Origin of the sequence: Gemmata sp. (assembly GCF_051859125.1) — a bacterium.
Taxonomy (GTDB): Bacteria; Planctomycetota; Planctomycetia; order Gemmatales; family Gemmataceae; genus Gemmata.
This window is the reverse complement of sequence record NZ_JBHYGG010000024.1, coordinates 38,921-61,738: the sequence shown is the minus strand read 5'-3', so window position 1 is coordinate 61,738 and position 22,818 is coordinate 38,921. Positions and strand designations below refer to the sequence as shown.

The 22,818-nt window shown below is 67.5% G+C and carries 18 protein-coding genes and 1 pseudogene; 11 read left to right on the top strand and 8 right to left on the bottom strand.

The window, feature by feature from the left end; translation table 11 throughout:
• Positions 1-32: 32 nt before the first annotated feature.
• From ACTIGN_RS03810 to ACTIGN_RS03800, 3 genes are all read left to right on the top strand, one after another.
• Positions 33-560: a hypothetical protein gene (locus tag ACTIGN_RS03810; protein ID WP_439621472.1), complete on the top strand. Its 528-nt coding sequence runs from the start codon at positions 33-35 to the stop codon at positions 558-560.
• A 372-nt stretch (positions 561-932) separates the two neighbouring features.
• Positions 933-1,451 carry a hypothetical protein gene (locus tag ACTIGN_RS03805; protein WP_439621471.1) on the top strand — a complete coding sequence of 173 codons (519 nt, stop codon included), beginning with the start codon at positions 933-935 and terminating at the stop codon, positions 1,449-1,451.
• A 315-nt stretch (positions 1,452-1,766) separates the two neighbouring features.
• The gene (locus ACTIGN_RS03800) at positions 1,767-2,456 is read left to right on the top strand and encodes a hypothetical protein (RefSeq protein WP_439621470.1); all 690 of its coding nucleotides are present in this window, start codon (positions 1,767-1,769) and stop codon (positions 2,454-2,456) included.
• Positions 2,457-2,585: 129 nt separating this feature from the next.
• Here the strand turns inward: ACTIGN_RS03800 and ACTIGN_RS03795 are convergent, their stop codons facing one another.
• Positions 2,586-2,966 carry an HNH endonuclease signature motif containing protein gene (locus ACTIGN_RS03795; protein WP_439621469.1) on the bottom strand — a complete coding sequence of 127 codons (381 nt, stop codon included), beginning with the start codon at positions 2,964-2,966 and terminating at the stop codon, positions 2,586-2,588.
• Between the two features lie 468 nt (positions 2,967-3,434).
• Between ACTIGN_RS03795 and ACTIGN_RS03790 the strand changes: the two are divergent.
• Positions 3,435-3,611: pseudogene (locus ACTIGN_RS03790) on the top strand (DDE-type integrase/transposase/recombinase); the annotation flags it as partial.
• A 6-nt stretch (positions 3,612-3,617) separates the two neighbouring features.
• Complete coding sequence (locus tag ACTIGN_RS03785; RefSeq protein WP_439621467.1) at positions 3,618-3,995, top strand: hypothetical protein; 378 nt, start codon at positions 3,618-3,620, stop codon at positions 3,993-3,995.
• A 363-nt stretch (positions 3,996-4,358) separates the two neighbouring features.
• Here the strand turns inward: ACTIGN_RS03785 and ACTIGN_RS03780 are convergent, their stop codons facing one another.
• Positions 4,359-7,634 carry a DEAD/DEAH box helicase gene (locus tag ACTIGN_RS03780; RefSeq protein WP_439621465.1) on the bottom strand — a complete coding sequence of 1,092 codons (3,276 nt, stop codon included), beginning with the start codon at positions 7,632-7,634 and terminating at the stop codon, positions 4,359-4,361.
• 949 nt (positions 7,635-8,583) lie between these two features.
• Here ACTIGN_RS03780 and ACTIGN_RS03775 point away from each other — a divergent pair.
• On the top strand, positions 8,584-9,276 hold the full coding sequence (locus ACTIGN_RS03775; RefSeq protein WP_439621463.1) for a hypothetical protein: 693 nt from the start codon (positions 8,584-8,586) through the stop codon (positions 9,274-9,276).
• Between the two features lie 1,740 nt (positions 9,277-11,016).
• Here the strand turns inward: ACTIGN_RS03775 and ACTIGN_RS03770 are convergent.
• The 3 genes from ACTIGN_RS03770 to ACTIGN_RS03760 all read right to left on the bottom strand — a co-directional run bounded on the left by ACTIGN_RS03770 (position 11,017) and on the right by ACTIGN_RS03760 (position 13,680).
• A complete protein-coding gene (locus ACTIGN_RS03770; RefSeq protein WP_439621461.1) occupies positions 11,017-11,634 on the bottom strand; it encodes a hypothetical protein in 618 nt (205 codons plus the stop codon).
• A gap of 456 nt (positions 11,635-12,090) precedes the next feature.
• The gene (locus ACTIGN_RS03765) at positions 12,091-12,564 is read right to left on the bottom strand and encodes a hypothetical protein (RefSeq protein ID WP_439621459.1); all 474 of its coding nucleotides are present in this window, start codon (positions 12,562-12,564) and stop codon (positions 12,091-12,093) included.
• 684 nt (positions 12,565-13,248) lie between these two features.
• Positions 13,249-13,680: a 3-keto-disaccharide hydrolase gene (locus ACTIGN_RS03760; protein WP_439621457.1), complete on the bottom strand. Its 432-nt coding sequence runs from the start codon at positions 13,678-13,680 to the stop codon at positions 13,249-13,251.
• Positions 13,681-13,958: 278 nt separating this feature from the next.
• Here ACTIGN_RS03760 and ACTIGN_RS03755 point away from each other — a divergent pair, with 278 nt between their 5' ends.
• The 3 genes from ACTIGN_RS03755 (at position 13,959) to ACTIGN_RS03745 (ending at position 17,212) form a co-directional block, all read left to right on the top strand.
• Complete coding sequence (locus ACTIGN_RS03755; protein WP_439621455.1) at positions 13,959-14,525, top strand: hypothetical protein; 567 nt, start codon at positions 13,959-13,961, stop codon at positions 14,523-14,525.
• Positions 14,526-14,598: 73 nt separating this feature from the next.
• Positions 14,599-16,134 (top strand): 4-alpha-glucanotransferase, encoded by a 1,536-nt coding sequence (malQ, locus tag ACTIGN_RS03750; RefSeq protein ID WP_439621453.1) that lies wholly within the window; start codon positions 14,599-14,601, stop codon positions 16,132-16,134.
• Positions 16,135-16,492: 358 nt separating this feature from the next.
• Positions 16,493-17,212: a DUF4349 domain-containing protein gene (locus ACTIGN_RS03745; protein ID WP_439621451.1), complete on the top strand. Its 720-nt coding sequence runs from the start codon at positions 16,493-16,495 to the stop codon at positions 17,210-17,212.
• Positions 17,213-17,222: 10 nt separating this feature from the next.
• Here the strand turns inward: ACTIGN_RS03745 and iscX are convergent, their stop codons facing one another.
• The 3 genes from iscX to ACTIGN_RS03730 form a co-directional block, all read right to left on the bottom strand.
• On the bottom strand, positions 17,223-17,435 hold the full coding sequence (gene iscX, locus ACTIGN_RS03740; RefSeq protein WP_439621449.1) for a Fe-S cluster assembly protein IscX: 213 nt from the start codon (positions 17,433-17,435) through the stop codon (positions 17,223-17,225).
• Positions 17,436-17,554: 119 nt separating this feature from the next.
• Positions 17,555-19,393, bottom strand: a complete 1,839-nt coding sequence (gene dnaK, locus ACTIGN_RS03735; RefSeq protein ID WP_439621448.1) for a molecular chaperone DnaK — start codon at positions 19,391-19,393, stop codon at positions 17,555-17,557.
• Between the two features lie 72 nt (positions 19,394-19,465).
• Entirely contained in the window at positions 19,466-20,332 is an 867-nt protein-coding gene (locus ACTIGN_RS03730; RefSeq protein WP_439621446.1) for a hypothetical protein, read from the bottom strand.
• A gap of 198 nt (positions 20,333-20,530) precedes the next feature.
• On the opposite strand from ACTIGN_RS03730, the gene ACTIGN_RS03725 reads away from it, so the two are divergent.
• Together ACTIGN_RS03725 and ACTIGN_RS03720 are read left to right on the top strand one after the other, a co-directional pair.
• Positions 20,531-21,970, top strand: coding sequence for a hypothetical protein (locus tag ACTIGN_RS03725; RefSeq protein ID WP_439621445.1), 1,440 nt, complete (start codon positions 20,531-20,533; stop codon positions 21,968-21,970).
• 275 nt (positions 21,971-22,245) lie between these two features.
• Positions 22,246-22,812 (top strand): RNA polymerase sigma factor, encoded by a 567-nt coding sequence (locus tag ACTIGN_RS03720; RefSeq protein ID WP_439621443.1) that lies wholly within the window; start codon positions 22,246-22,248, stop codon positions 22,810-22,812.
• Positions 22,813-22,818: the final 6 nt, after the last annotated feature.

The window sequence follows — 22,818 nt, the reverse complement described above, 5'->3', positions numbered from 1 at the left end:
GCTGGACGAGCGGCCGGACCTCCACACACTCCATGATCGGTGGTACGTCTCGCACCTGCTGGCGATGCAGGGAGCGGCCGCTGTACCCGCCGGCCCCCGACCAGCCGCCAGTCTACCGGCTCCTGTTCCTGCCGACGTTCACCCGCCCGGCTCTCGTCCGGGTCACCAACGCCGGCGGGTGGCGGCTCGTCCGCAAGCACACGAACGGGCGAGGCGGGTACGAGCCGGGTCGGCTGGCGTCCGAGGCCGAGCGGGAGCTGACCCCTGGCGAGGCCAAGCGACTGACCAAGCAGATCGAGCGGGCCAGCTTCTGGGACATGCCCAGCTCCGAGCGCGCCGACGGGCTGGACGGCTGGCGGTGCGTGGTCGAGGGCGCGCGTGACGGCCGGTATCATGTGGCGGACCGGTGGTCCCCGCGGCGGACTCCCTTCGCCGAGCTGGCCGAGTTCCTCCTCGGGCTGTCCGGGGCGGTCCCGCGGGAGGCCCGACCGGCGAAGTTCCTCGGGTCGTTCGCGGAACTGGCCGAGCGGATGCGGCCGCGGACATCGGATGGCGAGTAGGGCCAAACCAGGTGGCGTGTTGTCAAGTGGCGATTCGTGAGTCCCAGAGCGGGTCGAACGGGGTACGGTTCTTGAGCGCCCCGTAGCAGATCATCATCAGCTTCCGCATGCACCACCCGGTCGGGCTCAGCTCTCTGAGCCGGCCAGCGGCGGACCGTCGGAGACCGAGGTGTTGCCCGGCCGGGGGACGAGAGCCTTGGCGACCGCGGGTCAGCGCACGCGGCGCTCTTGTGCCGCCCCGGGTCGAGGGCCAGAATGATGTCGTGGTCATCGCAAACTTCCGGACGTGACGGGCGACCACACTTCACACTAACGCACACGACGGCTTGCATGGATTCTTTCGGCGTTGAAGGCCACCGAGGGGTGAATGTGTTGGACCGCTTCGATGTCCTGATCGATCCGGCGGCCGTCGTCCGCTGGCCGGAGGGCGGCGGGTTCCAGCCGGCCGAGGTCTGGATCAACGACCGGCCGCTCCTCGAACTGGTCCGGGCGGCCGAGGAGCCGTGGGCACGGGCCGAGAATGCCGAGCGGACCCCTGACCCGGACACCTTCTCCGGGCCTGTCACGCCGGGGGCGTACCTGTACCCCGCGGCCTGCTCGGTCTTGCTCCCGTCCCGCGAGTGGCTCGGCGATCCGCCCGATCCGGGGTTCGTGTTGGACGCCGACGACCCGCGCCGCGGCAAGGCGATGGTGCTGGGCTGCACCTGCGGCATCTCCGAGTGCTGGTTCGTCCAGGCGCGGATCGAGGTCGGGCCGGACGTGGTGCGGTGGTCGGACTTCGGGCAGTTCCACCGCCCGGAGTGGGTGTACGGGCTGGGGCCTTTCACCTTCGACCGCCGGCAGTACGAGGCGCAGTTGGCCCCACGACACGTCGACGTGAACCTTGCGTGACTGCATGTGAGTAAACTCCTCAGTCGCATCGAGCAACTGCGGTTTTGCCGGAGTTCCTGCCCTACCACGGATCTGGCCTTTTTTTCGCAACGAGCGAATCCAGGGCAGACGCTTCCGTCGGTGCCACCAGGCACACCCACGGACACCAGCGATCGCAACGAGGTTCGGCTCAGAAACCGCACAGGACGGCATTGCCGACGCACAGCTAAGATTCTCTGAGCCGCGAGCCGGACGACCTTCCGGGTTCGGTCTCGCCCTGCTTGAACGGCTGCTGAAGGTGCAGTGGCCTTGCATTCGCAATGCGATCACCGTCAAATGAGCAGCGAGACACAATTGACAGAGTGCATTGCAATGTGGAGTGAGAATAGTTTCATTCACGAGCGTCTTCCCGAGTTGATGCTGGAGTATCTACGGAACAAAGTTAGCGACCGAAAATTGCGATTGATCGCCTGTGCTTGCTTTCGCCGCAATCCGATTGCCATGACCAAACCCATCAACCTCTGGAAACTCGATGTTGTGGAGCGATACGTTGACGGACTTGCCACTCCACAGGAGTTTGATGATGCTGGCATTGATATTGGTCGCAATTCAGGCCACTTACTCGCCTTCCAGCGAGACTTGCCGTTGCACCTTGGGTTCTTGGTCAGCGGGACTGCAAACGACGTAGCTTCTTACGCCGTTGGGGATGGATGGGAATCGGAGACGAAAGCGGCATGGTTTGCCGCACGTGATGCTGAGCGGTTGATCCTCGCTGCGATTACTCGCTGCGCCGTAGGGCCATTGCCTTTTCGCACAGTCTCGTTCTTCGCAGAGTGGCGAACGTCAACCGTCGTCGCCATCGCGCAGCAGATGTACGACTCGCGCGATTTCAGTGTGATGCCGATTCTCGCGGACGCGCTCCAGGATGCGGGTTGCGATAACGACGACATCCTCGACCATTGCCGCGGCCCCGGCCCGCACGTCCGCGGGTGCTGGGTCGCCGATCTGGTGTTGGGGAAGGCGTGATCCGGTTCCCCCCAACGCCGCTCAGAGATCTTAGCGCGGCGTTGACCGTCGGAGAGAAGAGAGCCCCGCCCGTCGCGACCGCCGTCCTACACTCGCCCAACGAGGGCGCGCCGCGCCGGGCAGGGTGTCTCACGCGGCCAGGGCGAGGGCGCGGCCCCAGGTCGCCCCGGTGACAATGCGGTTGACCGTTGACCACGAGACACCGAACCGCGCGGCCAGCGCGGGGCGGTCGGGGCAGGTCGTCCGGTACAGGTGCAGGATCTCGCGTACCTGGGCTTCCGTCAGCTTGGCGGACGAGCAGCGGGTGCCCCAGAGTACGGTCCCGTGCCGGATCCGGTCGGCCGCGTTCTCGGCCGGCGTCCCCCAGGCGAGGTTGTCGAGGCGGTTGTTGAGGCGGTCGCCGTCCAGGTGCCGCGTCTCCATGCCCAGCGGGCAAGGACCGACGAACGCCTCCAGGATCAGCCGGTGGACGTTCACGCGCCGACGCTTGCCGGCGCGGTACAGTTCCACGGACGCGTAGCCCGCTGAGTCGATGCTAGGGTGCAGCGGACGCCACCCCTTTCGGGCGTGGCTATGCACCCCCCCGACGCGACTCACCCGGTAGTGCGGGAATTCGGGGACCCCAGCCCACATCGACATGACTTCCACAACGCACCCTCCCTTGGGCCCAGAGCTCTGAGCCTGGCTGTCATCGGTTGGAACGCACACGCACCGCAACTGCCTTCGCCAGCGCGAGCGCCCCGATAATACCCCACCCCCCTGATCCGCGCAACCCGCGGTGGGGGCCACCGGTGCAGTTGGCTTGCCCACCAAGGCCACTGACGCGTGGAGGATGCGGCCCCGCGCCTCGGGGTCCCAACTGGTATCCCCCGGTATTCCAACTCTCCTCTGCCTGCGCTGCCGGAAAGGGTATTGGCCGGAAGCCCTCTCCTAAGTCAGCCCCAGACCAACATCTCTTGGACGTCTGAGCGACCCTCTCGCCCCCCGACCGACTCCAACCATTCGATGCCGGTGGCCGAGAACGTGTTGGATGGGCGGTTCGACCCGGAGCAACCGAACGCGCGCTGGTGCGCCGACATCACCTACGTTCCGACGCGCGAGGGGTGGCTGCACCTGGCGGTGGTCGAGGACCTGTTCAGCCAAATGATCGTGGGGTAGAGTATGGCCGAGACGATAGGCGAGCCGTGGTCGACGGCACTCCTGGCGATCTCCTACGAAGTGCTCCCCGAACTGCGGGAGCAGCGGTGCCGGTACTACCAGTTCTGGAACGCCATCGGCGCGACCGCGATCGTTGGCTGGCTCGTGGTCCTCGCCCTGAACCGACTCCGCACGCCGAAGACGCTCTCTCTGGTAGGGCTGGTCGCGGCCGTGGTCGCACTGGGCGGCGGGCTCGGGTGGGCCCTGTGGTCGGGGCTGTCAGGGTACTCGTGGGGCGACGTTGGGGTCGGCTCCCGCTGGCTTGGCGAGCTGACCGCGTGTATCCTCGGGTGCGTCGGCTGGCTGCTGGTAGCCAGGTGGCTCATCCTCTGCCGGCGGTAGCACGGCCGCAGGCCGGCGCCGCAGAGGCCGAACCAATTGGCATGTCGTCAACCCCGATCCGCGTGGTTCGTCCAGCGGGGGGACCGACGGGCGAGCCCACGCCCCCGGCCGATCGGGCTCAGATCTCTGAGCCGGACAGCGGCGGACCGTCGGGGACCGAGAAGTCGCCCTACTGACCGCGCGGGATGGTGCCCAATCGGCGATCCCGCGCGAGGTTCGGTTTGTATCCTGACGTCCGAAGCCGACCCGGCGCACGTCATCGACCGGGGTCATCTCCCAGAGCACGTCCGAGCCGCCCGCCCGCTCGCCGATCCTCGCAGACGCCCTCCAGGATGCCGGGTGTGGCAATTCAGACTTCCTGTGTCAGTTGCTCGCGATGACGATGAACTTCGCCCCCCAAGTCTCCAACAGGTACAGCTCCGTGACGGCGAGGAGTTCGAGCTGACTCTCCTCGACCTGACTGACCGCTAAGCCGGGCTGGACGACGTAGACCTCGAACACGGTCTCCAGCATCCGCAGCTTCTTCCTAATGACGTTCAACTGCCGGCTATCGCCACGCTCGAACCGCGAAACGCCTCCCTTCCTGAGACGAGAGGCTTCGCGGCTCTGGAGGTGGTCGAGCAGGGCGTCGGGCTGCCCCTTCCAGTAAATGCAACGCTGCGCCTGGCCGCAGACCTCGTAGAGGTCCTTGACCCGCTTCCCGGCGGTCGGCTCCTTGGAGAACTTGCAGTGGTAGAGCCTCACCAGGAGCCGGTCGACTTCGAGGCGTAAGGCCACGACATCGGCAGCCTCGCCGGCCGCGTCGTCGTCGAACACGACATCGAAGGGGCCTCCGGCGGTTTCCGCCAATACGGTCTCGATCACCCGCCTCTGAATCGAGTCGGGAAGCTTGGCTTGCGTCTGCGACTCCTTGGTGAGATCCACTCCCGTCCAGACCCAGGGGACGATCTGCGCCGGGTCGTAGGCACGGCGTCCGCCGGCCGGCGCCTCGAACAGGTCGTTGTAGATCAGGAACGAGCCGTCGTGGAAGCGGATGACCGGCGGTTCTTCTTGCAGGTACTTCGAGAGCGCCCAACGGCGCTTGCCGATGAGGACGGCGGGGTCGCCCACCGCCGTCGGCACGCAGTCCACGCGGTCTTTGCTGAACCGGATCTCGAACTCGGCAGGTGACGGCCACCGACCCGAGGTCACCCGGAAGCGGATCGGGCCGCTTTCCGAAAAATCGCTCACCTCCAAACCGACCTCGTAGAAGGGAGCCTGGACCCCAGCAAGTTCGAGGGTCACGCCGTCTTCGCTCCGGTTGAGCAGGTGTTCCGACCACTCGATCGCCAGCGGCACCTTGGCCGGACGGTCAGTGACCGAGTCGGGGATCATCACCCCTTTAAGGACGTCCGTGACCGCGACGCTCCGGTCCTGCAGCTTGCTCCCGATCTCGTGACACCACCCCACCCACTCGGCCACGTCCTCCGCGGCGTGGAACGACCAGAGCCGGCCCTTGATCGAGCAGCCGACCGTCACCTTTTCTCCGCCGGTGAATCCCCGCCCGAAGACGTTCGTCTTGTACTTGTTCTGTGCCTGGGCTTCCGTCCAGCCCTGGCGGATGTCGGCCCCGACGTGCATGGTAAACCGCACGGCACGGCTCAGTGAGTGGCCGAGACCGAGGTTCGAGAGAATCAGCCGGTTCACTCCAGAAAGCGACCGGAACACCTGCTCGCCGCGGATCAATTTGGCGTCGGCGCCGCAGACCGCCTGGGCCAGGTCCTCGTGGACCGTTCCCTTGTCCGAGCTGTGGATGTAGAGCAGTCCCGCCGCCTTGTCCCAGTGCAGGATGTAGAGGTCGTAGACCACGTTGCTGATCGCGCGAATGTCGCCCCATTCGACGGGCTGTGTCTCCTTCGTCACGAGGACCAAGACCTGGTGCTTCGGGTTTAGCGCCGGCTTGTCGTAGATCGTCTTGAGCACCGACTCGACTCGTTCGGGATGCCACGCCGCGCACTGGGTCTCAAAAACCACCGTGCTCATCTTGGGGTAAATGTTCTGGAGTGAGACGCGTTCGGGCAGCTCCGTGAACCCTTCTAGGAAAGTCGAGCGCCCTGTGTGCACGCCCGACGCCTCCTCGGTCAGGTCTCGCAGCAGCAGGTTCCAGTCGGGATCTTCCCCGTAAAGCGACTGGAGGGCTTCGTCTACCTCCGGGTTGGCGGTGTTTGCTACGATTGTCGCGTCACCGACGTTGGCCTGCGTACGGGTGAACCGGCCGGTGAACTGAAGCGTCACGGCCAGGCTCTTGTGAATGTCGTGCATCGCCGCGATCTTCAGTTCGGGCAGGTCGAATCCCTCGCCGAACATGTCCACGCAGACCACGACCCGGGACGTTCGCGTTCGGAGTGCGCTGACTGCCTGCCGCTTCTCCGTACCGGGTAGTTCACTGTGGGCCAGGACGGGATTAAACTCAGCAGCGAGCCGCTGGTAGATGTCCAGCACTGCCGCTGCACGCTTGATCGTCGCGCAGCGAGCCATCAGAAGGTGATCGTGCCCTGCGGCCCGGTCGGCTCCGAGTTGCTTCAGGGCGGCTACGGCGATCCGCTCGTCGGCCCGCTCCTCGATGAACTCCTCCACGGGCAGGAACCGGATCGTCCGGAAATACCCTTCCGCCTGTGCCTTGCGTAATGGGTAGTTGTAGATCACGCGGCCGTCGACGAGTTTGCCGTCGCCCCGGTACGGGGTCGCCGTGAACTGAAGTACCGGCTTCCCGGCGAACGAAGTCCTTACACGTCGCCAGGTCACCGCCGGGACGTGGTGCGCCTCGTCAACGATGAGGTGGGTGGACAATTCCGCGATTCTCTTGCTCACCGGCTCGACACACTGCCCGGCGATCTGCGCCGTGGTGACCACGACGTTGCAACGCCGGAAGAACTCATCGACTTCCCCGACCGTCTTCGGCTTCCGGCGGAGCACGCCGACGACGGGCAGGGGGGCCGCCCCTGACACCACGCCTGCCGCCTTTAGCACACCGAGGGACAAGAACTTGGCGGCGATTTGGTCGCGAAGTGCATCGGTCGGGACCAACACAAGGACCCGACAGAGGCGTTCCGCGACAAGGAGCCCCAGCATCGTCTCTGTCTTCCCGGTGCCCGTCGGCATCACGACCGTGGCGGGTTCATGCGTGACCGTCCAGTGGGCGAGAACGGCGTGAAGTGCACCGACCTGGGGTGGGCGGAGGCCCCGTTCGACAACTTGCCCTGATACTCGCCGCTCGGCTTTGAATTGGAACGCGCCCTGCCAGGCGGCGGTGATGCTCCCGCACAACTGCTCGCAGGCATCCAGATCGGCAGGGAATGGTTCCAGTTTGGGGGCAAGCCACCGCAGGCCGGGAGCAAAGCTACTCGTCGGCAATCCACCCGGACTCAACAGGACGTTCGGGGGCAGGCCGGCGGCGCCGGTGCTCTTGCCGACGACCAGCACCGGTTGCCCGAACGATTCGTTGGCGTCCGGGGTAAAGGTTTCACCGGTGACCGAGCGGGAACTGTAAGGCGTGAGCGTTCCTGACGCCTCTCCCGCCGGCCAGCGCAGCCGCCGTATGGGACTCTCGAGTACCCGGGGGATCTGCCAGGAGAGTTCGGGCAAGTGCAGCGTGACCACTTGCGTTGCTCCGTCGGGGTTTCGCTCCGCTCATTCCGGCGCCGCTCTGGACACCCCTGGCGACCGAGTACGCCTCAAGTCACATCCGCAGAAGCTGAACTGGGCGGGTTTGGCCGAAGGACCACCCGCGGGCTCAGAGGTCTGAGCCCGCCAGTCGCCTGACCGTTCGGAGGCCGGGTCGCCCTTCACAAGGTCAATCGGGGTTCGGTACGATGAATGATATATGCCTGAATGTTGGTTTTCGACGGCCCTTCCGAAAGAACCTCCGGCAATGAAACACTTGGACCAACCCGGTCGGCGCGCAACATCCGAGCCATGTGGAGCTGACAGCCTGACCGCGGGAATCTGACGGCCTGTGGGCCAGACTTGCTTCGAAAGAGTGGGCGTTCGGCCATTCCCCCCGCCGAGCTGCCGAGATATCATTCTCACTCAGCGCACGGCGTCGTGCCGTCCGCACCCGTACCGCCAACGGAGTCGTCGCACGCAAGCGGGGCAAACGCATTGCCCCGAAACAATCTGAACCATGCGTGAGCATGGTCCCGCTTCCAGCGAACCGGCCAAACGTGATCCGAAAGGTTCACGGTGTTTTACGAAAGCGGACCTGACCACGCCCCGATAGGGGCGGCGGCCAGAGTCCGTTTCGTAAGGCTCTTGGCCGGGCCTGCTGGAGCGGCTTTGCGTCCGCCGCTCCGCTTTTGACGGGCACCCGATCAAGAGCCCACCCATGCCCGCCGTCACCTGTCCCGCGTGCGCCACGTCCGCCGTCCTTCCCGACCCTTGGCCCCATCCGGGCTTCACCTGCGGGCGGTGCGGGGCAATAGTCGCCGTTGCGACTCCCGCTGCACCTCCTCCGCCGGTCCCCTTCGATCTCACCGAGAGTGATGCCCCCTCTCCACGCCGCCGGCCCCGGGAACGGGACCGAAGCTCACGCGGCGGCGGGGCATTCCGGATGATGTTCGGGGGAACGCTCGGGTGCTTCGCAGCCGTCGTGCTCGTCTGCGGGTTCGTGGGGTTCATCGGCTACAACAGCAGACGGGGCTCGGACCCGCAGCAACAGCAGGCGTCCACGAGCCGAGCGCCCGTCAAGGTCGCGGAGAAGAGCGCGAAGGCGGTGCCCGAGCCGCCTGCCCCGACGGTCCGAGAGCGCTGGCAGGCGTTCGTCCTGTCGGAACGCGCCGCGCGCAAGGAAAGGCTGTTGGCGGCCATCACCGCCGCCGAGACCGAACTCGCAAACGCCAAGGGTCGTCTGCGGAGGGCGTCGACCGGGAAGCAGGAGTTGGAGGAGAAGAAGGCGGTCGCCGACGCGACGACCAAGTTGGCAGCGGCCAAGGCCGCGGTCGCCGGGGCGGACACGTGGGAACCCAGCGTCCAACTCGCGAGCCTCCGCGTCGGGGACTTCGGGAAGCTCCGCATCGACGACGACTTCGTGCCGACGTTCAAGGTTATTCAAGTCCTCAACAGCGACGCCGCCCTTCTGATGCACGACTCGGCCGTCTACTGGGTGGAGCTGAACGCCTCCGGGCTGGTGGACGGCCGCTCGATCACCCTCCCCGGGATCGTGGAGTGCACCGGAACGCGGCAGTACACCACCGCGGCGGGCGTAACCAACACCGTGTTCGTCCTGCGGCACTCGTCCGAGTGAAACCGTGGCCGCCGACCAACGTGAGAGTCGACCCGCCCCGCGGGTCGGCACTCCCCCCGTCTCCAGGGGTTAACGGCAACCGATGTTGTGTACCCCGCAGCATCCGCTTGATCTGGTCACCATTGCCCGGGGATCGATTCCCCGGCGTGCCCAAGCCCCTGGGTCGACCCGTTCGAGTACCGTGTAGAGCACCCTAATTTCGCCGACTTACGTCGATTTCACCGACGCCTAAGGTGTGGGGCGGTATACTCCCATGAACGACCTTATATACGGGTCCCAATTTTGAGCCCATTCTCGCCCTCCATTTCGACTATCTCTCAAATATTGCCCTTTCCATAAGTACGTCGGTTTTAATGATCTCTTCTTGCGGTGGGGCGATCCGGGCCAAGCGGAGCAGGGACTAGCCCAATCCCGCTGACCGACCCGGTTGCTGGCGTCATGTCTCTGCGTCGAATCAACACACCCGCCTTCGCGTTCGTAGCCTCGGTCCTGGCGGCTCAGAACTTTGAGCAAGCGGGTCACCCTCCTCAGCCGAACTGGTAACGGTGCGTATCGGGCCGGCGTCCCGGCGTGAACTCTCCCCATGCATCCTTCCGGGACCGCACAAATCGGTTGTTTCTCGCGGGTATCTCGACGACCCTATGGTTCCGTGGGTCCGTGGATAGGGTTCTGTGTCTCCTGGAACGAGGAGCCGAACGCCGCCGGTTTCCCGGCTGGGGCCGAGACGTCGGGGCCAGGCTCAGAGGCAGAGGGCGCTCGCCGGCTTCTCTACGCGACCGCCGCATCCGGATTTTGTGCGGCGGTCTCACGGTGGCAGCGCGTCGGGAGTTGGGACTCGTTGGTGGAGGTAGGGCGGCAGAAGTGGTGTGGACCGTCGGAGAGGAGAAGGGTTTGCCCCCCGGGACAGCCGCGACACCCACCGGGGATGGTACAGCCTTGCGCCGCGCGAAACTGAGGTGTTCGTGGTGAGCTGTATCCCTTCTGGGTTTCGCCGGCGGCCATGAGCCGGCCCGCGCGCACTCGGCGGCTGCTCCAGGGAGTCGGCCGGATCCTGGCGCCCTGTGGGTTCTGAATGCTTGTGGTGCCAGCAGCCTGGCCGGCCCTCTGGAAAAACATCCCGCGATTGGTGAGTGGGTGCGCACCGACCCCTGGTGGAGTCGGTGGAGGTCGAGCATCCCGGACCGGAGCCTGTGGTATGCTGGAACCGTCCGCGGTGTTTGGTTCGGGCACCCGCGGCTTTCACCCCGCCCGCCGTGAAGGTCTCTCGACTGAAGCCGCCAGTGTGTCGGACGCGCAACGGCCATCACGGTTCGGCAACCCGCGACCGGGTCACCTTGCCCCCTTCTTCTGGAACGCCGGGGGCGGGCTTTCTCCCCGTCGGCCGCAGCCACGCACGGGAACACGCGCTCAAGGTGGCGCCGACATCGGCGGCCTGCAGTCAGAGCATCGACCCCTGGCACCCAGAGGACGCTTCGACAGATGACGCTGTCGCGGGCGACGCTTGACCGCCGTCCGCAATGCACGCGGTGAGGTTCCGTGATCCTTGGGGGATGCCACTGGATCGCGTCCGGGTCGGATCTCTGTCGCGAGAGAACGGTCGGGTTCTCCCTGCACCGCACCTTCTCGCTCGTGTTCGCCGCGCCGGTAGTCGCGACCTCGGTGTGAGTGATTACGGTCTGGCTCGGCGGGGCTTGGCGCCTCCGCGTGCGCCTCTCGCCCGCCCGCCGGTATGCTGTTGTGCTACGCGGCCGAGTACAAAACTCTGAGCCGGGCCTCCGAGCGTACCACCGACCGCGTGGCCGTGAGCACCTCGGTGAGCCTCGGCTTCATCTCCTCCGGTACGTACGGCAGGACCACCTCCCACAGCTTCGAACCCCGCCCGTGCCTGAGTCCGTAGCGCACGCCCAGGGCGTCGAGCCGCCGGGCCAACTCGCCCGGGTCGGTCACGGTCACCCAGCCGACCCGCTCGAACCGGGGCGACGCGGACGGGAGCTTCCAGTCCGTCGAGCTTCTCACTGGCCGGTTCCGCCGACCCGTTACGGGCAGCTGCGGTCTCAACGCCCGGAGTACCTGCCCGAGCCGCCGAATGGCCCCGTGCGGGTCGCTGAACGCCGACCCGAAGCGGGCCGGGATGCACCCGAAGACCACCCCCGACTCGCCCGCAGCCCCGATGCGGACCCACGACGCGCGCTCGCGCTGAAGCCCCTTACGGTCCCGCCCCCACTCACCCGCCTCGGACCGCTTGTAGAACAGGTCACCGTCGGCCCGGAGGATCTGCATCGAGTAGTGGATGCCGGCCCGCCACCTGAGCCGAGCGACGCACACGTGGCAGGTCCAGCTTTTGCACTCGAACCGCACGACTTTCTCGCGACTCGGATCGCTGATGCTTCGCAGGTGCGCCGGTCTCCCAGCCCGACGGCACGAGCCATGAGGGTCAGGCAGCCCGAGTAGCCCCTTGATCCGTTCCACGGCCCACGGGGTGAGTTCATCTGCGGCGCTTGACGGTGCGCCCCGGCTTGGTAGACTCACTGATGTTCACCTCAAGATGCCACGAGCGGCCCTGGAAAGTTTGCTCGTGGCATCTTCGTTTCAGTCACCCTTCCTCCGACCGGGGACCATCCCCAACCGGCTCAGAATTCTGCGCTACTCGCTTCGCAGCCCGCTGCGCGCACAAGTGGGCTAGCGCAGGCATGAGCGCGCCACGCGGCCCGTCCCTGTCAATTGCGAACACGACTGTCGCCCCGGACGGCGCAAGGAACTGCACCGTAGCACTCCATCCGGAGGAGACCCGCGCCATTGGATGAGGTGTGTCCATCAGTTCACCTCCTGAGTGATTTGGAGCCGCTCTATCACCCGCTCGTACTCCCGCTCAACACTCACGGCGACCACCTGGGCGCGGTAGCCCTGCGCCTTGAGGGCAGCGTCGAAGTCGTAGACGGCGGTCGGCCGAAAGAGCAAGCCTGCGGCCGCGCGCCCCAGTATCACGCAGCAGGTCCGACCGGCCGCGAACTCGGCCCGGAGGTCGTCCTTGGACATGTGCCATATGCGCGAGATCAAATCGCGCAGGTCGGCCGGGGCCACGCCGAATTTCTGGTGGAGCAGCCGGGCCACACGCACGGCGACGACCTGGGGAACGGAGTAGCGCGCCGAGTCGCGTTGCCCCGGGAGCGCGGGGCGCATGGGGTGAAGGCCTGCGTTGTATGTGCCCTTCCAGACCACCTTGAACGGCGTGCTGGCCGCATCGCACAACTCACCGATCCGCACCCCCTCGGGCTCGCTCTCGCGCATCGTCTTACCCCCCGGAATCCCGCACGGTTTCCACGGTGGCATCTTATACGCAGTGACAGTATTCTTCAAGACCATCGCTTTGGCGTGCGGTCGTTAGGAAAGATCTTTCCGAAAGATCTTTCCGAAACACTTGTTTACCGACTTACCCAGCAGCCCGAGTGTGTCCCAGTTAGCCTGTATTAAGAACAGACTCTGGTATCTGAGGGGCTAACTGGGACACACCGAAGCGGGCGGAGAGGGAGAGGTGGTGTTGACCGTCGGAGTGAAGAGAGGGTCGGCCCCGGTCACGCGGCTCAGCACCCCGCGGCGCTGATGGCTCGGCGGCCCGTTACGGTTCATCGCCCTGGTGCTGGGGTGTGCGCCGGGGATGCGGGAAGCCCCCCCTTCGTCCTTCCGACGGTCAACACCACCCGCGCGGGTCGGGGGCGCTGCTCACGCGCTCAGCAACCGCGCTCCCCTGCCCGCAGCGCGAAGGGGCCGCCGGGGGGCTCTGAAACTGTGAATGAGACTGGTGGAACTTTCGCGCAGAAATGGCCCCAGGAGCGCCGATCACGCCCGAGGGGGTAAACCCTCACCCCGGGCGGGATCGCGCAACAGAGCGCGCGCCAGAGCCCTTAAACGGGGCGCTCCGAGATCTGAGCCGGGGAGGGGAGCGGAGGAGAGGTGCTGAAGTCGAGGACCAGACTACCAACTTGTGAAGCGGGGATTGCCGCCCTTATGGTAGTCGATCATCGCCTGGTAGCACTTGCCGGTGTCGGTGCTGCGGAGGAACAGGCCGCTGTCCGGGCCGTCGTCGTTGTTCATCTCCAGCGCGACCTCGAAGTCGCCGTACTGCTTCTCGGTGATGACGATGCCGCCGTTGCCCGGCTCGTCCTGGCTGCCGACGATCGCGCCGCTCTCGACGACCCACTTCCCGCCACTCTTGTTCTTGCTCTTGCCGCTGTGGCCGGTCTTCGCCGAGACCTTCCACCCGTCAAGCGTCTTGCCGTCGAAGATCGCGACGAACCCGGTCTCGTCGAACTTCTCGGGCTTGGGGATCTCGGCACAGACCGGGGGCGAAGTCAGCACCGCCGCGAGGGCGGCGGACAGGAGAACCGAGGCGGCGAGCGGTCGCATGGAGAGTCCTCACGTTCGGGGATGGTGCGCCGCCAGTATCGGGGCCGCATGCGCGTTTGTCCAGAATTCGCGAACCCGCACGCCGACCGCGGCGTCCCTCAATCGTTGACCGCTGACCCACCAACGAGGCTTACACGCAACCCCTTTGCATAAGAGGGTTCTGTTCGCAAGAACAGGACTTGCAACAGCGCTTCGTAAACTTGCGGCGGTCGACACTCTTCACGCCCGGGGCTCCCCGGGCGTTTTTCTTGGAGGCTCCCGGGCCCGAGGACACTGCTGTGGACGACCCCGGACACCCCGTTCTGCTCAACACCTGGAAGCACCACGCCGGTTGGATCCGCTGGCGGATCGAGCGTGCCGTTGCGGGGGGCAGTGCGGGTGTTGAGGCGCTCGTGCCCGAGATGGCGGTGGTCGGTTCGCGGCTCATGGACCTCTACACCGGCGCGCTGACGCCCGCGGAGATCGGCGAGCAGGTCGCGGCGCAGTTGCGGGCCGCGGGCCGGTTCGCGTTCGAGCCGCTCGCCGCGTTCCTGCAAGCGCAGGGCGAGTTCTCGATGCTCACGGTCACCGACGGCTCGCAGTGGACGGTGCGGCTCGGCCCGGCCGACGGCCGCTACCTGCACCTGCACCCGGGCCGGTGGGTGCCGCACACGATCCGCGTGCAGGCCAACACGCTACGGAGCGCCGTGGTCGCCCACGCTCACGCGCGTCTAACGGGCGGCGATCCGATGGCGTTGACGGTGGTGAACGAGGCCCGCCGGCGCTACCTCGGGATGCTCCCGGTGCGGGAACTGACCGGTGACGGCGGCCTCGGTGCGGTCATCGCGGCCCTCGCGGCGACGTGACCGATTCCACTGGCATTTCCCGCGACGGCCGATACTCCCAATGGGAGCCGACCCGCCGTCACGAGAGCCGCTCATGTCCACGCCGACCGTCCCGCGAACCTCCGGCATCCTTCTGCACCCGACCAGCCTGCCGGGGCCGTTCGGCGTCGGCGACCTGGGTCCGGTCGCGTACCGCTGGGTCGAGACCCTTGCGGCGATGAAGCAGTCGTGGTGGCAGATCCTCCCGCTCGGGCCGACCGGGGCGGGCGACTCGCCGTACCAGTCGTTCTCGGCGTTCGCCGGGGCGATCAAGCTCCTGAGCCCGGAGATGCTGGAGCGCGACGGGCTCGTCGAGGCGTCGTTCTGGGCCGGCAAGCGGTTCCCCGACCACGAGGTCGATTTCGGCCTCGTGAACCCGTTCAAGACGGCGCTGCTGCACGAGGTTTGGAACAACTACAAGGCGGGGAAGGGGGCCCACCTCAAGGCCGCGTTCGCCGAGTACGCCGCGGCCGAGGCGGCGTGGCTCAACGACTTCGCGCTGTACACCGCGATCCGCGACGCGCTCGGCGGCCTCGCGCTCCCCGACTGGCCCAAGGACCTCCTTCACCGCAAGGCCGCCGCACTCGCGGCCGCGGCGAAGGAGAACGCCGACGCCGTGCAAATGCACAAGTTCGGCCAGTTCCTCTTCGACCGCCAGTGGTCACAGCTCCGGGCGTTCGCCGCCGAGCGCGGCATCAAGATCATCGGCGACGCGCCCATCTTCGTCGCCGGCGACTCGGCCGACGTGTGGGCCAACGCGGGCGAGTTCCTGCTCGACGCCGAACTGAAGCCGACCGTCGTGGCCGGGGTGCCGCCCGACTACTTCGCGGCCGACGGCCAGCATTGGGGCAACCCGCTCTACGACTGGGACCGCATGGAGAAGTCCAGGTACGCCTGGTGGGTCGCCCGGATCGTCCGGCAGCTCAAGCAGGTCGACCTGATCCGCCTCGACCACTTCCGCGGGTTCGCGCAGGCCTGGCACATCCCCGCGAGCGAGAAGACGGCCCGGAAGGGGAAGTGGGTGGACGGCCCCGGGATGAAGCTGTTCACGAAGCTCCGCGCCGTCCTGAAGGGGCTCCCGCTGATCGCCGAGGACCTCGGCCTGATCACGCCCGACGTGGTCGCGCTCCGCGACGGCCTCGGGCTGCCGGGGATGCGGGTGCTCCAGTTCGCGCTCAACGGCCCGTACGACCTCCACTGGCCGCACAACTTCGTCCCGAACAGCGCGTGCTACACCGGCACGCACGACAACGAGACGGTGAACGGGTGGTTCGGGGGCCTGAACGAGGAGAACAAGCGGTACCTCGGGCTGACGCTCGGGCACTACATCGGCGACCCCGCGTGGGAGCTGATCCGGCTGGGGTGGGCGTCGGTCTCGGCGCTGGCCGTCGCGCCGCTCCAGGACGTGTTGAGCCTGGGGAACGAGGCCCGTATGAACAAGCCGGGGATCGCGGAGGGGAACTGGCGGTGGCGGTTCCGGGTGGACCAGTTCCGGCCGGACGTGATCGACCGCCTCCGCGACCTGACGGCCCTCTACAACCGCATCCCGTCCGCGGTGCCGAAGGAGACCGGCCCCGAGACCGCGGGGTGAGGCGCGAACGCCCGAACGCCTTTGGTTTGTACGGGCCGCCCTCCGTGGCGGCCCGCGTGACGCGACCGACTCGGCACGCGAAACTCCACTTCCCGCGGAATAAGTTCGCCCGCAGCTCACTCCTCCTTGGTAGCCCCGCGTCGCGACACGCGGCGGGGCCACCCGTCCGACGCCGGTTCCGGCAGGAGTGATCCCGATGCGCGCTCTCCTCGCAACGTGTGCCGCTGCCCTCGCTCTGGCCCCCCTCGCGGGCTGCGGCGGCGGAGCACCTCAGAGTCGCGACACCGCCGGGTTTCGAGCGGACCCAAAGGACGCGGGACAGGCCGCCCCACCGGGCCAGGTCCCGGCTGATGTGGCCGTGAAGGCCGCCGTTCCCCCGGCCGAGCGGAAGATCATCTACACCGGAACCATCGACCTCGTCGTCTCGAACCTGGACGAGGCGCTGCCGCAGGTCGAGAAGCTCGTCGCCGCCCAGAAGGGGTACGTCGCGAAGTCCGAGGTGCGGGAGGATTCGGGCAAGCGGCGGAGCGCGACGTTCTCGCTCCGCATCCCGGTGGGCGGGTTTCAGCCGGCCCGCGACGGGCTCCTGGCGCTCGGCACCCCGGAGCGGAACGCCGTCGATTCGCAGGACGTGACCGAGGAGTTCGTGGACGTCCAGGCGCGGATCAAGAACCTGAAGGAGCAGGAGGACAAGCTCAACGAACTGCTGAAGGAGAAGCGCAAAGAGGAGAAGCTCGACGACATCATCAAGGTCAGCGACCGCATCGCCCAGGTGCGGGGCGAGGTCGAGCGGGTGCAGGGGCGGCTCAACTACCTCGCGAGCATGACGACGCTGGCGACGATCAACCTCACGCTCCGCGAGGTGAAGGACTACAAGCCGCCGACCGCCCCGACGTTCGGGAACCGCATCAGCGACACGTTCACCGAGTCGTGGGAGGCACTCGTCACGTTCGGCCAGGGCGTCGTGCTGTTCGCCGTCGGGATCTCGCTTTGGGTCGCCATCCTGGTGCCGGTCGCGCTCGCGCTCCGGTTCGGCTACCGCCGGTGGGTGCGGGCGTCGCGCCCGGCCGCTCCGTGACACGCCGGTGTCACTTGCCGCCGTACTCGTCCTTCCACTCCTCGTACCACGCCATCTGGATCGCTTCGAGGAGCTTCTCGTTCGAGTCGGTCGGCGTGCCGGTGAACCCCTCCAGGTTCAGGACGTGCTTGTGCAGGTCCGTGAACCGGACGGTCAGCGGGTTAATGGTGTCGAACTGGTCGAACAGTGCCTCGCCGATCTCGCGTGCGTCGTACCACGTCATCGCCTGTTCCTCGTTCTCGGTCGGATCTGGTCCGGTGGCACAGGCCTCCGGCCTGTGCACGCAATCACAGGCCGGAGGCCTGTGCCACCAAAATCGAACGCCACCAACCGCGACGCGTGTCACAGTTTCGTTGCGTCGAGGGTCTCGGGGTTCGCTCCGCCGAGCGCCTGCTTCAGCACCGCGTTCATGAGCAGGTGGGCGAGCGGGTTCGTCGCGCCGGCGAAGGCGTCGATCGCGTGCTGGAGCGCCGCGAGGTCGGTTCCGGCCGCGGCGCGCGTCAACTCGTCGGTCGCTGCGGCGATCGCCGCGCGCTGCTCGGGGGTGAGCCGGTCGCCGGCCGACGCGAGCGCCTTCTCGGTGTGCCGCATGTCGCCGGCGGCCTTGTTTCGCAGCTCGACCAACCGCCGCTCGGTGAAGTCGGCCTCGGCGTTCTCGATGCTCTCGGTGACGAGCTGATCGACCTCGGTGGGCGTGAGCCCGTGAGCCGGCTGGATCGTCACCGTCGCCGCCGCGCCGCTCCGCAGTTCCTTCGCCGACACCGTGAGCATGCCGTCCTGGTTCACGAGGAACGTCACGTCCACCTGGGCGAACTGCGACGGCATCGGCGGGATGCCGCCGAGCTTGAACGTGCCGAGGAACCGGCAGTCCTTCGTCAGTTCGCGCTCGCCCTGGTAGATGTTGAGCAGGATCGCGGTCTGGTTGTCGGCCCCGGTCGTGTACCGCGTCGTCTTGCGGGCCGGCACGGTGCTGTTGCGGTGGATCACCTTGTCCACGACGCCGCCGAGCGTCTCGATGCCGAGCGACAGCGGCACCACGTCGAGCAGCAGCATGTCACGGCGGCCGCTCGTGAGGATGTCGGCCTGCACGGCCGCGCCGAGCGCGACGACCTCGTCCGGGTTCAGGTCGGTGTGCGGGGTGCGGCCGAAGAACTCGGCGACCCGCGCGCGAACGAACGGGATGCGGCTCGACCCGCCGACGAGCACGACCTCGTCAACGTCGCCCGGCTTGAGGCCCGCGTCGCGGAGCGCCGAGCGGCACCGATCGATGCTGCGGTCCACGAGCGGCGTGATCAGCGCCTCGAACTCGGCCCGCGTGAACGTGCGGCTGAAGCTGCGCGGCGTCGCACCAGGGAGGTTCACCACGAACTCGGCGCCGTCGGAGGTCGTAAGTGCGATCTTGGTGCGCTCGGCGGCGTCGCGGAGGTGCTGGAGCAGCTCGGCGTCGCGCGCCGCGAGATCGACGCCCATCTCACTCGCGACGACCTGCATGATGGCCCGGTCGAAGTCGTCGCCGCCGAGGAACGTGTCGCCGTTGGTCGCGAGCACCTTGAAGACGCCGTCCGACAGCGCGAGGATCGAGCAGTCGAAGGTGCCGCCGCCGAGGTCGTAGACCGCGACCGTGCCGGCACTCCGCCGGTCGAGGCCGTAGGCGAGTGCCGCGGCCGTCGGCTCGTTGACGATCCGCAGCACGTCCAGTCCGGCGATGCGGCCGGCGTCGCGGGTCGCCTGGCGCTGGGAGTCGTCGAAGTACGCCGGGACGGTGATGACCGCCTTGGTCGGGTTGCCGGCCCGCGTGCGGACCTCCTTGAGGATCATCGCCGAGAGTTCCTCGGGCGTGTACTCGCGGCCCGCGATCCTGACGCGCAGCACCTTCCGCTTCCCGTCGGTCTCGCGCTCGACGATCTGGTGCGGGATCATCGTCAGTTCGCGTTCGAGGTCCGCGAGGGTGCGGCCCATGAGCCGCTTCACGCTGAAGATGGTGTGCTCGGGGTCGGACAGGGCGCGGGCCTTCGCGGCCGAGCCGACGAGGACGGTGCCGTCGTCGTGGAAGCTGAGGCAACTCGGCACGAGCGCCGCACCGGCCGCGTCGCGCACGACCCGCGGGCGGCCGTCCTCGACGAACGCCGCGAGGCTGTAGGTGGTGCCGAGGTCGATGCCGACTACCGCGTTGTTCGTCATGGTGGGAGCGCTGGGTCAACGGGCGAGCGGGCCAGTTCTCCGCTCACACCCATTGTAGGCCCGCACAACGCATCACCAGTGCCCCGGCAGTTTCTCGCTGCGGAGCCAGGCGGTGTACCACAGGTCGAGGGTGAGCTGCGCCCCGGCCCGGACGCGGGCCAGGACGAACGCCCGGCTCTCGTCGGTCGGCTTCTCGAACGCGCCGGCCGCGTCGAACTCGTAGCACTTGGGGATGTGGGTGTGCGACTCGGCGATGAACTTCATGACGTGCGCCCACGGGTCGTCGAGCTTCTTGGCTTCGAGCCCCCGCGACACCTCCTCGGGCCGGATCCCGAACTTCTCGGGGAAGGCGTCGAGCTTCGCGTGGATGCCCTTCTGCTTCACCGTGCCGTCGGCCTGGACGCGGCCGTCGTAGTCGCGGGTGGTGTGGAGCGGCATGGCCGCGTCGCCGGTGTAATGGGCGAGTGTGCCGCCGTGGACGAGGCACTTCATCGGGACCGCCGCGTTCTCGGGCGACTTGCGGTAGTCGTAGAACCCGACGGCCAGTTTCTCGTAGTTCTCCATGATCGCGTAGGGGAGCAGGCCGGTCTTGTGTGGGTCCTTCTTCAGATCGGTGTAGACCAGTTTCATCGCATCGAAGCGGTTCGTGGCCGGGAGCTCCTTGCCGTCGAGGTCCTCGATGTCGAGGAAGTGGTTGCCCTCCTCGGCCCGGCGGAGGAAGTTCATCTCGCGGTTCTTCCAGCGGTCCGGATCGACGGCGAAGTGGGCCAGGTGCTTGCCGCCGCGGCGGAAGAAGTCGGGGACGGCGTCGGGCAGCCGGGCGGCCGCGGCCTCGGTGACGGTCTCGTGGCCGCCGCCCCACCAGCCGAGCGCGAGCCCGCCCCCCAGAACCGCCGCGACGACCAGGGCGGCCCCGGTCCCGAGTGTCCGCTTTCTCATTGATGAACTCCGCGTGATGTGGCATCGGTTATACCCGGCACGATTCCGGTTCGGGTGTGTTTTCTTCGAGAAGACCGTGAACCCGCGGGTGCCCGAGGGTCGATGGAAGGGATAACCGGATCTCCCGCGTGAAGGTGGGCGAACTGGTGAACCTGGCACGGACGCCGGGTCGGTGGGTGGAGTTAAGGAGGACACGGGATGCGGCGCTCGGCCTGGGTGCTTCTGGCGGCGGTCGTCACCGGCTCGGTGAGCCCTGCCGCCGCGCAGCCCGGTCCGCTCGCGCCGGTGGGCGGGCCGCCGCAGGCGCAACCCGACTACGACCCGAACCTGCCCCCCGAACCGCCGCTCGGCACCGTCGTCAGGCCGCCCGCGGACCGCCCCCCGAATGTACTCGGTCCGCCCGTGATGGGCTCCCCCGTCGGCCCGGCGGACCGCGATTCCCAGGCCGATGCCCCGTGGGCCGCGCCGGCCCCGCAGCGAACCACGCCACCCGTTGTGCCGGCATCGGCGACGAGCCCGGCCGCCCCATCGGGTCGGCGAGCCGCACTCGGTGCTCCGGTCACGGCGGGCACGCCGGTTTCGGCCCATCGCGTCGAGCCGGCGTCGCGAACGTCCTACGCCTCAACGGACGCCGACGACGCGGTCAACGACCTGCTCACCCAGCGTTCGCCCCGGCGGCGTCCCGCCCCCGCCGTGGACCGCGACTCGGAAGCGCGACCCGTCGGGGCCGGCGGTCCGGACGACCACCCCGAGCGCTCGTCGGGCAAGTTCGGCGACAAGATCGGCGAAGCGCTCGGCAGTTGCACCGAGTGGTTCAAGAGCGACCACGCCTTCGACGGGTTCATCTCCCCCGTCACGAACCCGCTGCTGTTCGAGGACCCGCGGGCGCTGACCGAGTTGCGGCCGATCTTCATGTACCAGAAGATCCCGGGCAACCAGCCGGACTTCCAGGGCGGCAGCGCGTACTACTACGGCGTGCAGGCCCGGCTCGCGGTCACCGACCGGCTGTCGTTCACGTTCAACAAGCTCGCGGGGATCACCCTGTCGCCCGGGAGCGCGTCGCTCTACGACGGCGGGACCGGGTTCGCCGAGTTGTGGCTCGGGCCGAAGTACACGTTCATCCGGAACGAGGACACGGGCACGCTGCTCGCCGGCGGGTTGCAGTTCCAGGTACCGATCGGGTCGAGCAGCGTGTACCAGAACACCGGGAACCTGTCGATCGTGCCGTACGTGACCTACGGGCAGAACTTCGGCCGCGACTTCAAGTTCGGCGGCTTCAATACGTTGATCGGCACCGGGTACTCGTACTCGACCGACAGTGTGCGGAGCGACTACTACTACCTGTCCGCCCACCTCGACATGGACGTGATGAACAAGCACAAGTTCTACCCGTTGGTGGAACTGAACTGGCTGTACTACACGAACAACGGCACCGGCCTGCCGACGGGCAACGAGGGCCGCGACCTGTTCAACCTCGGCGGCCAGGCGAAGAACTCGGGGCTGCTCACCGGGGCGTTCGGTGCGCGGTACAAGATCACCGAGAGCGCCCAACTGGGTGCCGCCTTCGAGTTCCCGCTCGCCGGCCCGCGGAACATGTTCCAGTACCGCGTCACGCTCGACTTCATCCTGCGGTACTGACCCAGGCCGCCCAGCGTTTCACGTGCCGGGATCCTGAGAGTGGTCCGCTCGCCCCGCGAGCGGTCAACGAACCCCGCTCGCGGGGCCAGCGGACCACCCTGTGGGCCCTTGAAAGGCCCGGGCGCCGCGGGCCGTTCGGTTGACGAACCCGGGACCCACCGCTAGGATCGGTTGGATTGACGGCTGGCGAATCGTCTGAGTCCTCTCCGACCGTGACGCGACCCCGGAACCGGCGCGAGTTCGCCCGACTCGTCCCGTAACCCCTCACGTTCCGCATGGACACCACGTCCGCAAGTCTGCTGGTGCGGGTCCGGCACCTCGGCGACGTCGAGGCCTGGACGCGGTTCGTCCGCACCTACTCGCCGGTCCTCCACGGGTGGGCGCGGCACATGGGGCTCCAGCACGACGACGCGGTGGACCTCGTCCAGGACGTGTTCGCGGTCCTCGTCCAGAAGCTCCCCGAGTTCGACTACGACTCGCACAAGCGGTTCCGCGGGTGGCTCTGGACGGTCACCCGGCGGCGGTGGGTCGAGCGGCGCCGCAGGGCCGTCCTGCCCCTGGACCCGGGCCGCGACCCGAACGACGTCGCGGCCCCCGCACCGCCCGAGCCCGAACTGGACGAGGCCGAGTTCCGGGCGTACATGCTCAAGCACGTCGTCCCCACGCTGCGGGGCAACTTCCACGACTCCACCTGGCGCGCGTTCTGGAAGCACGTCGTCGAGGGCCGGCCGGTGGCCGAGGTCGCCGCCGAGGAGGGGCTGTCCGTCGCCGCGGTGTACAAGGCGAAGCTCCGGGTCACGGCCTCCCTTCAGAAGGCGCTCGCGGACCTCGTCACCGATTGAGCCCAC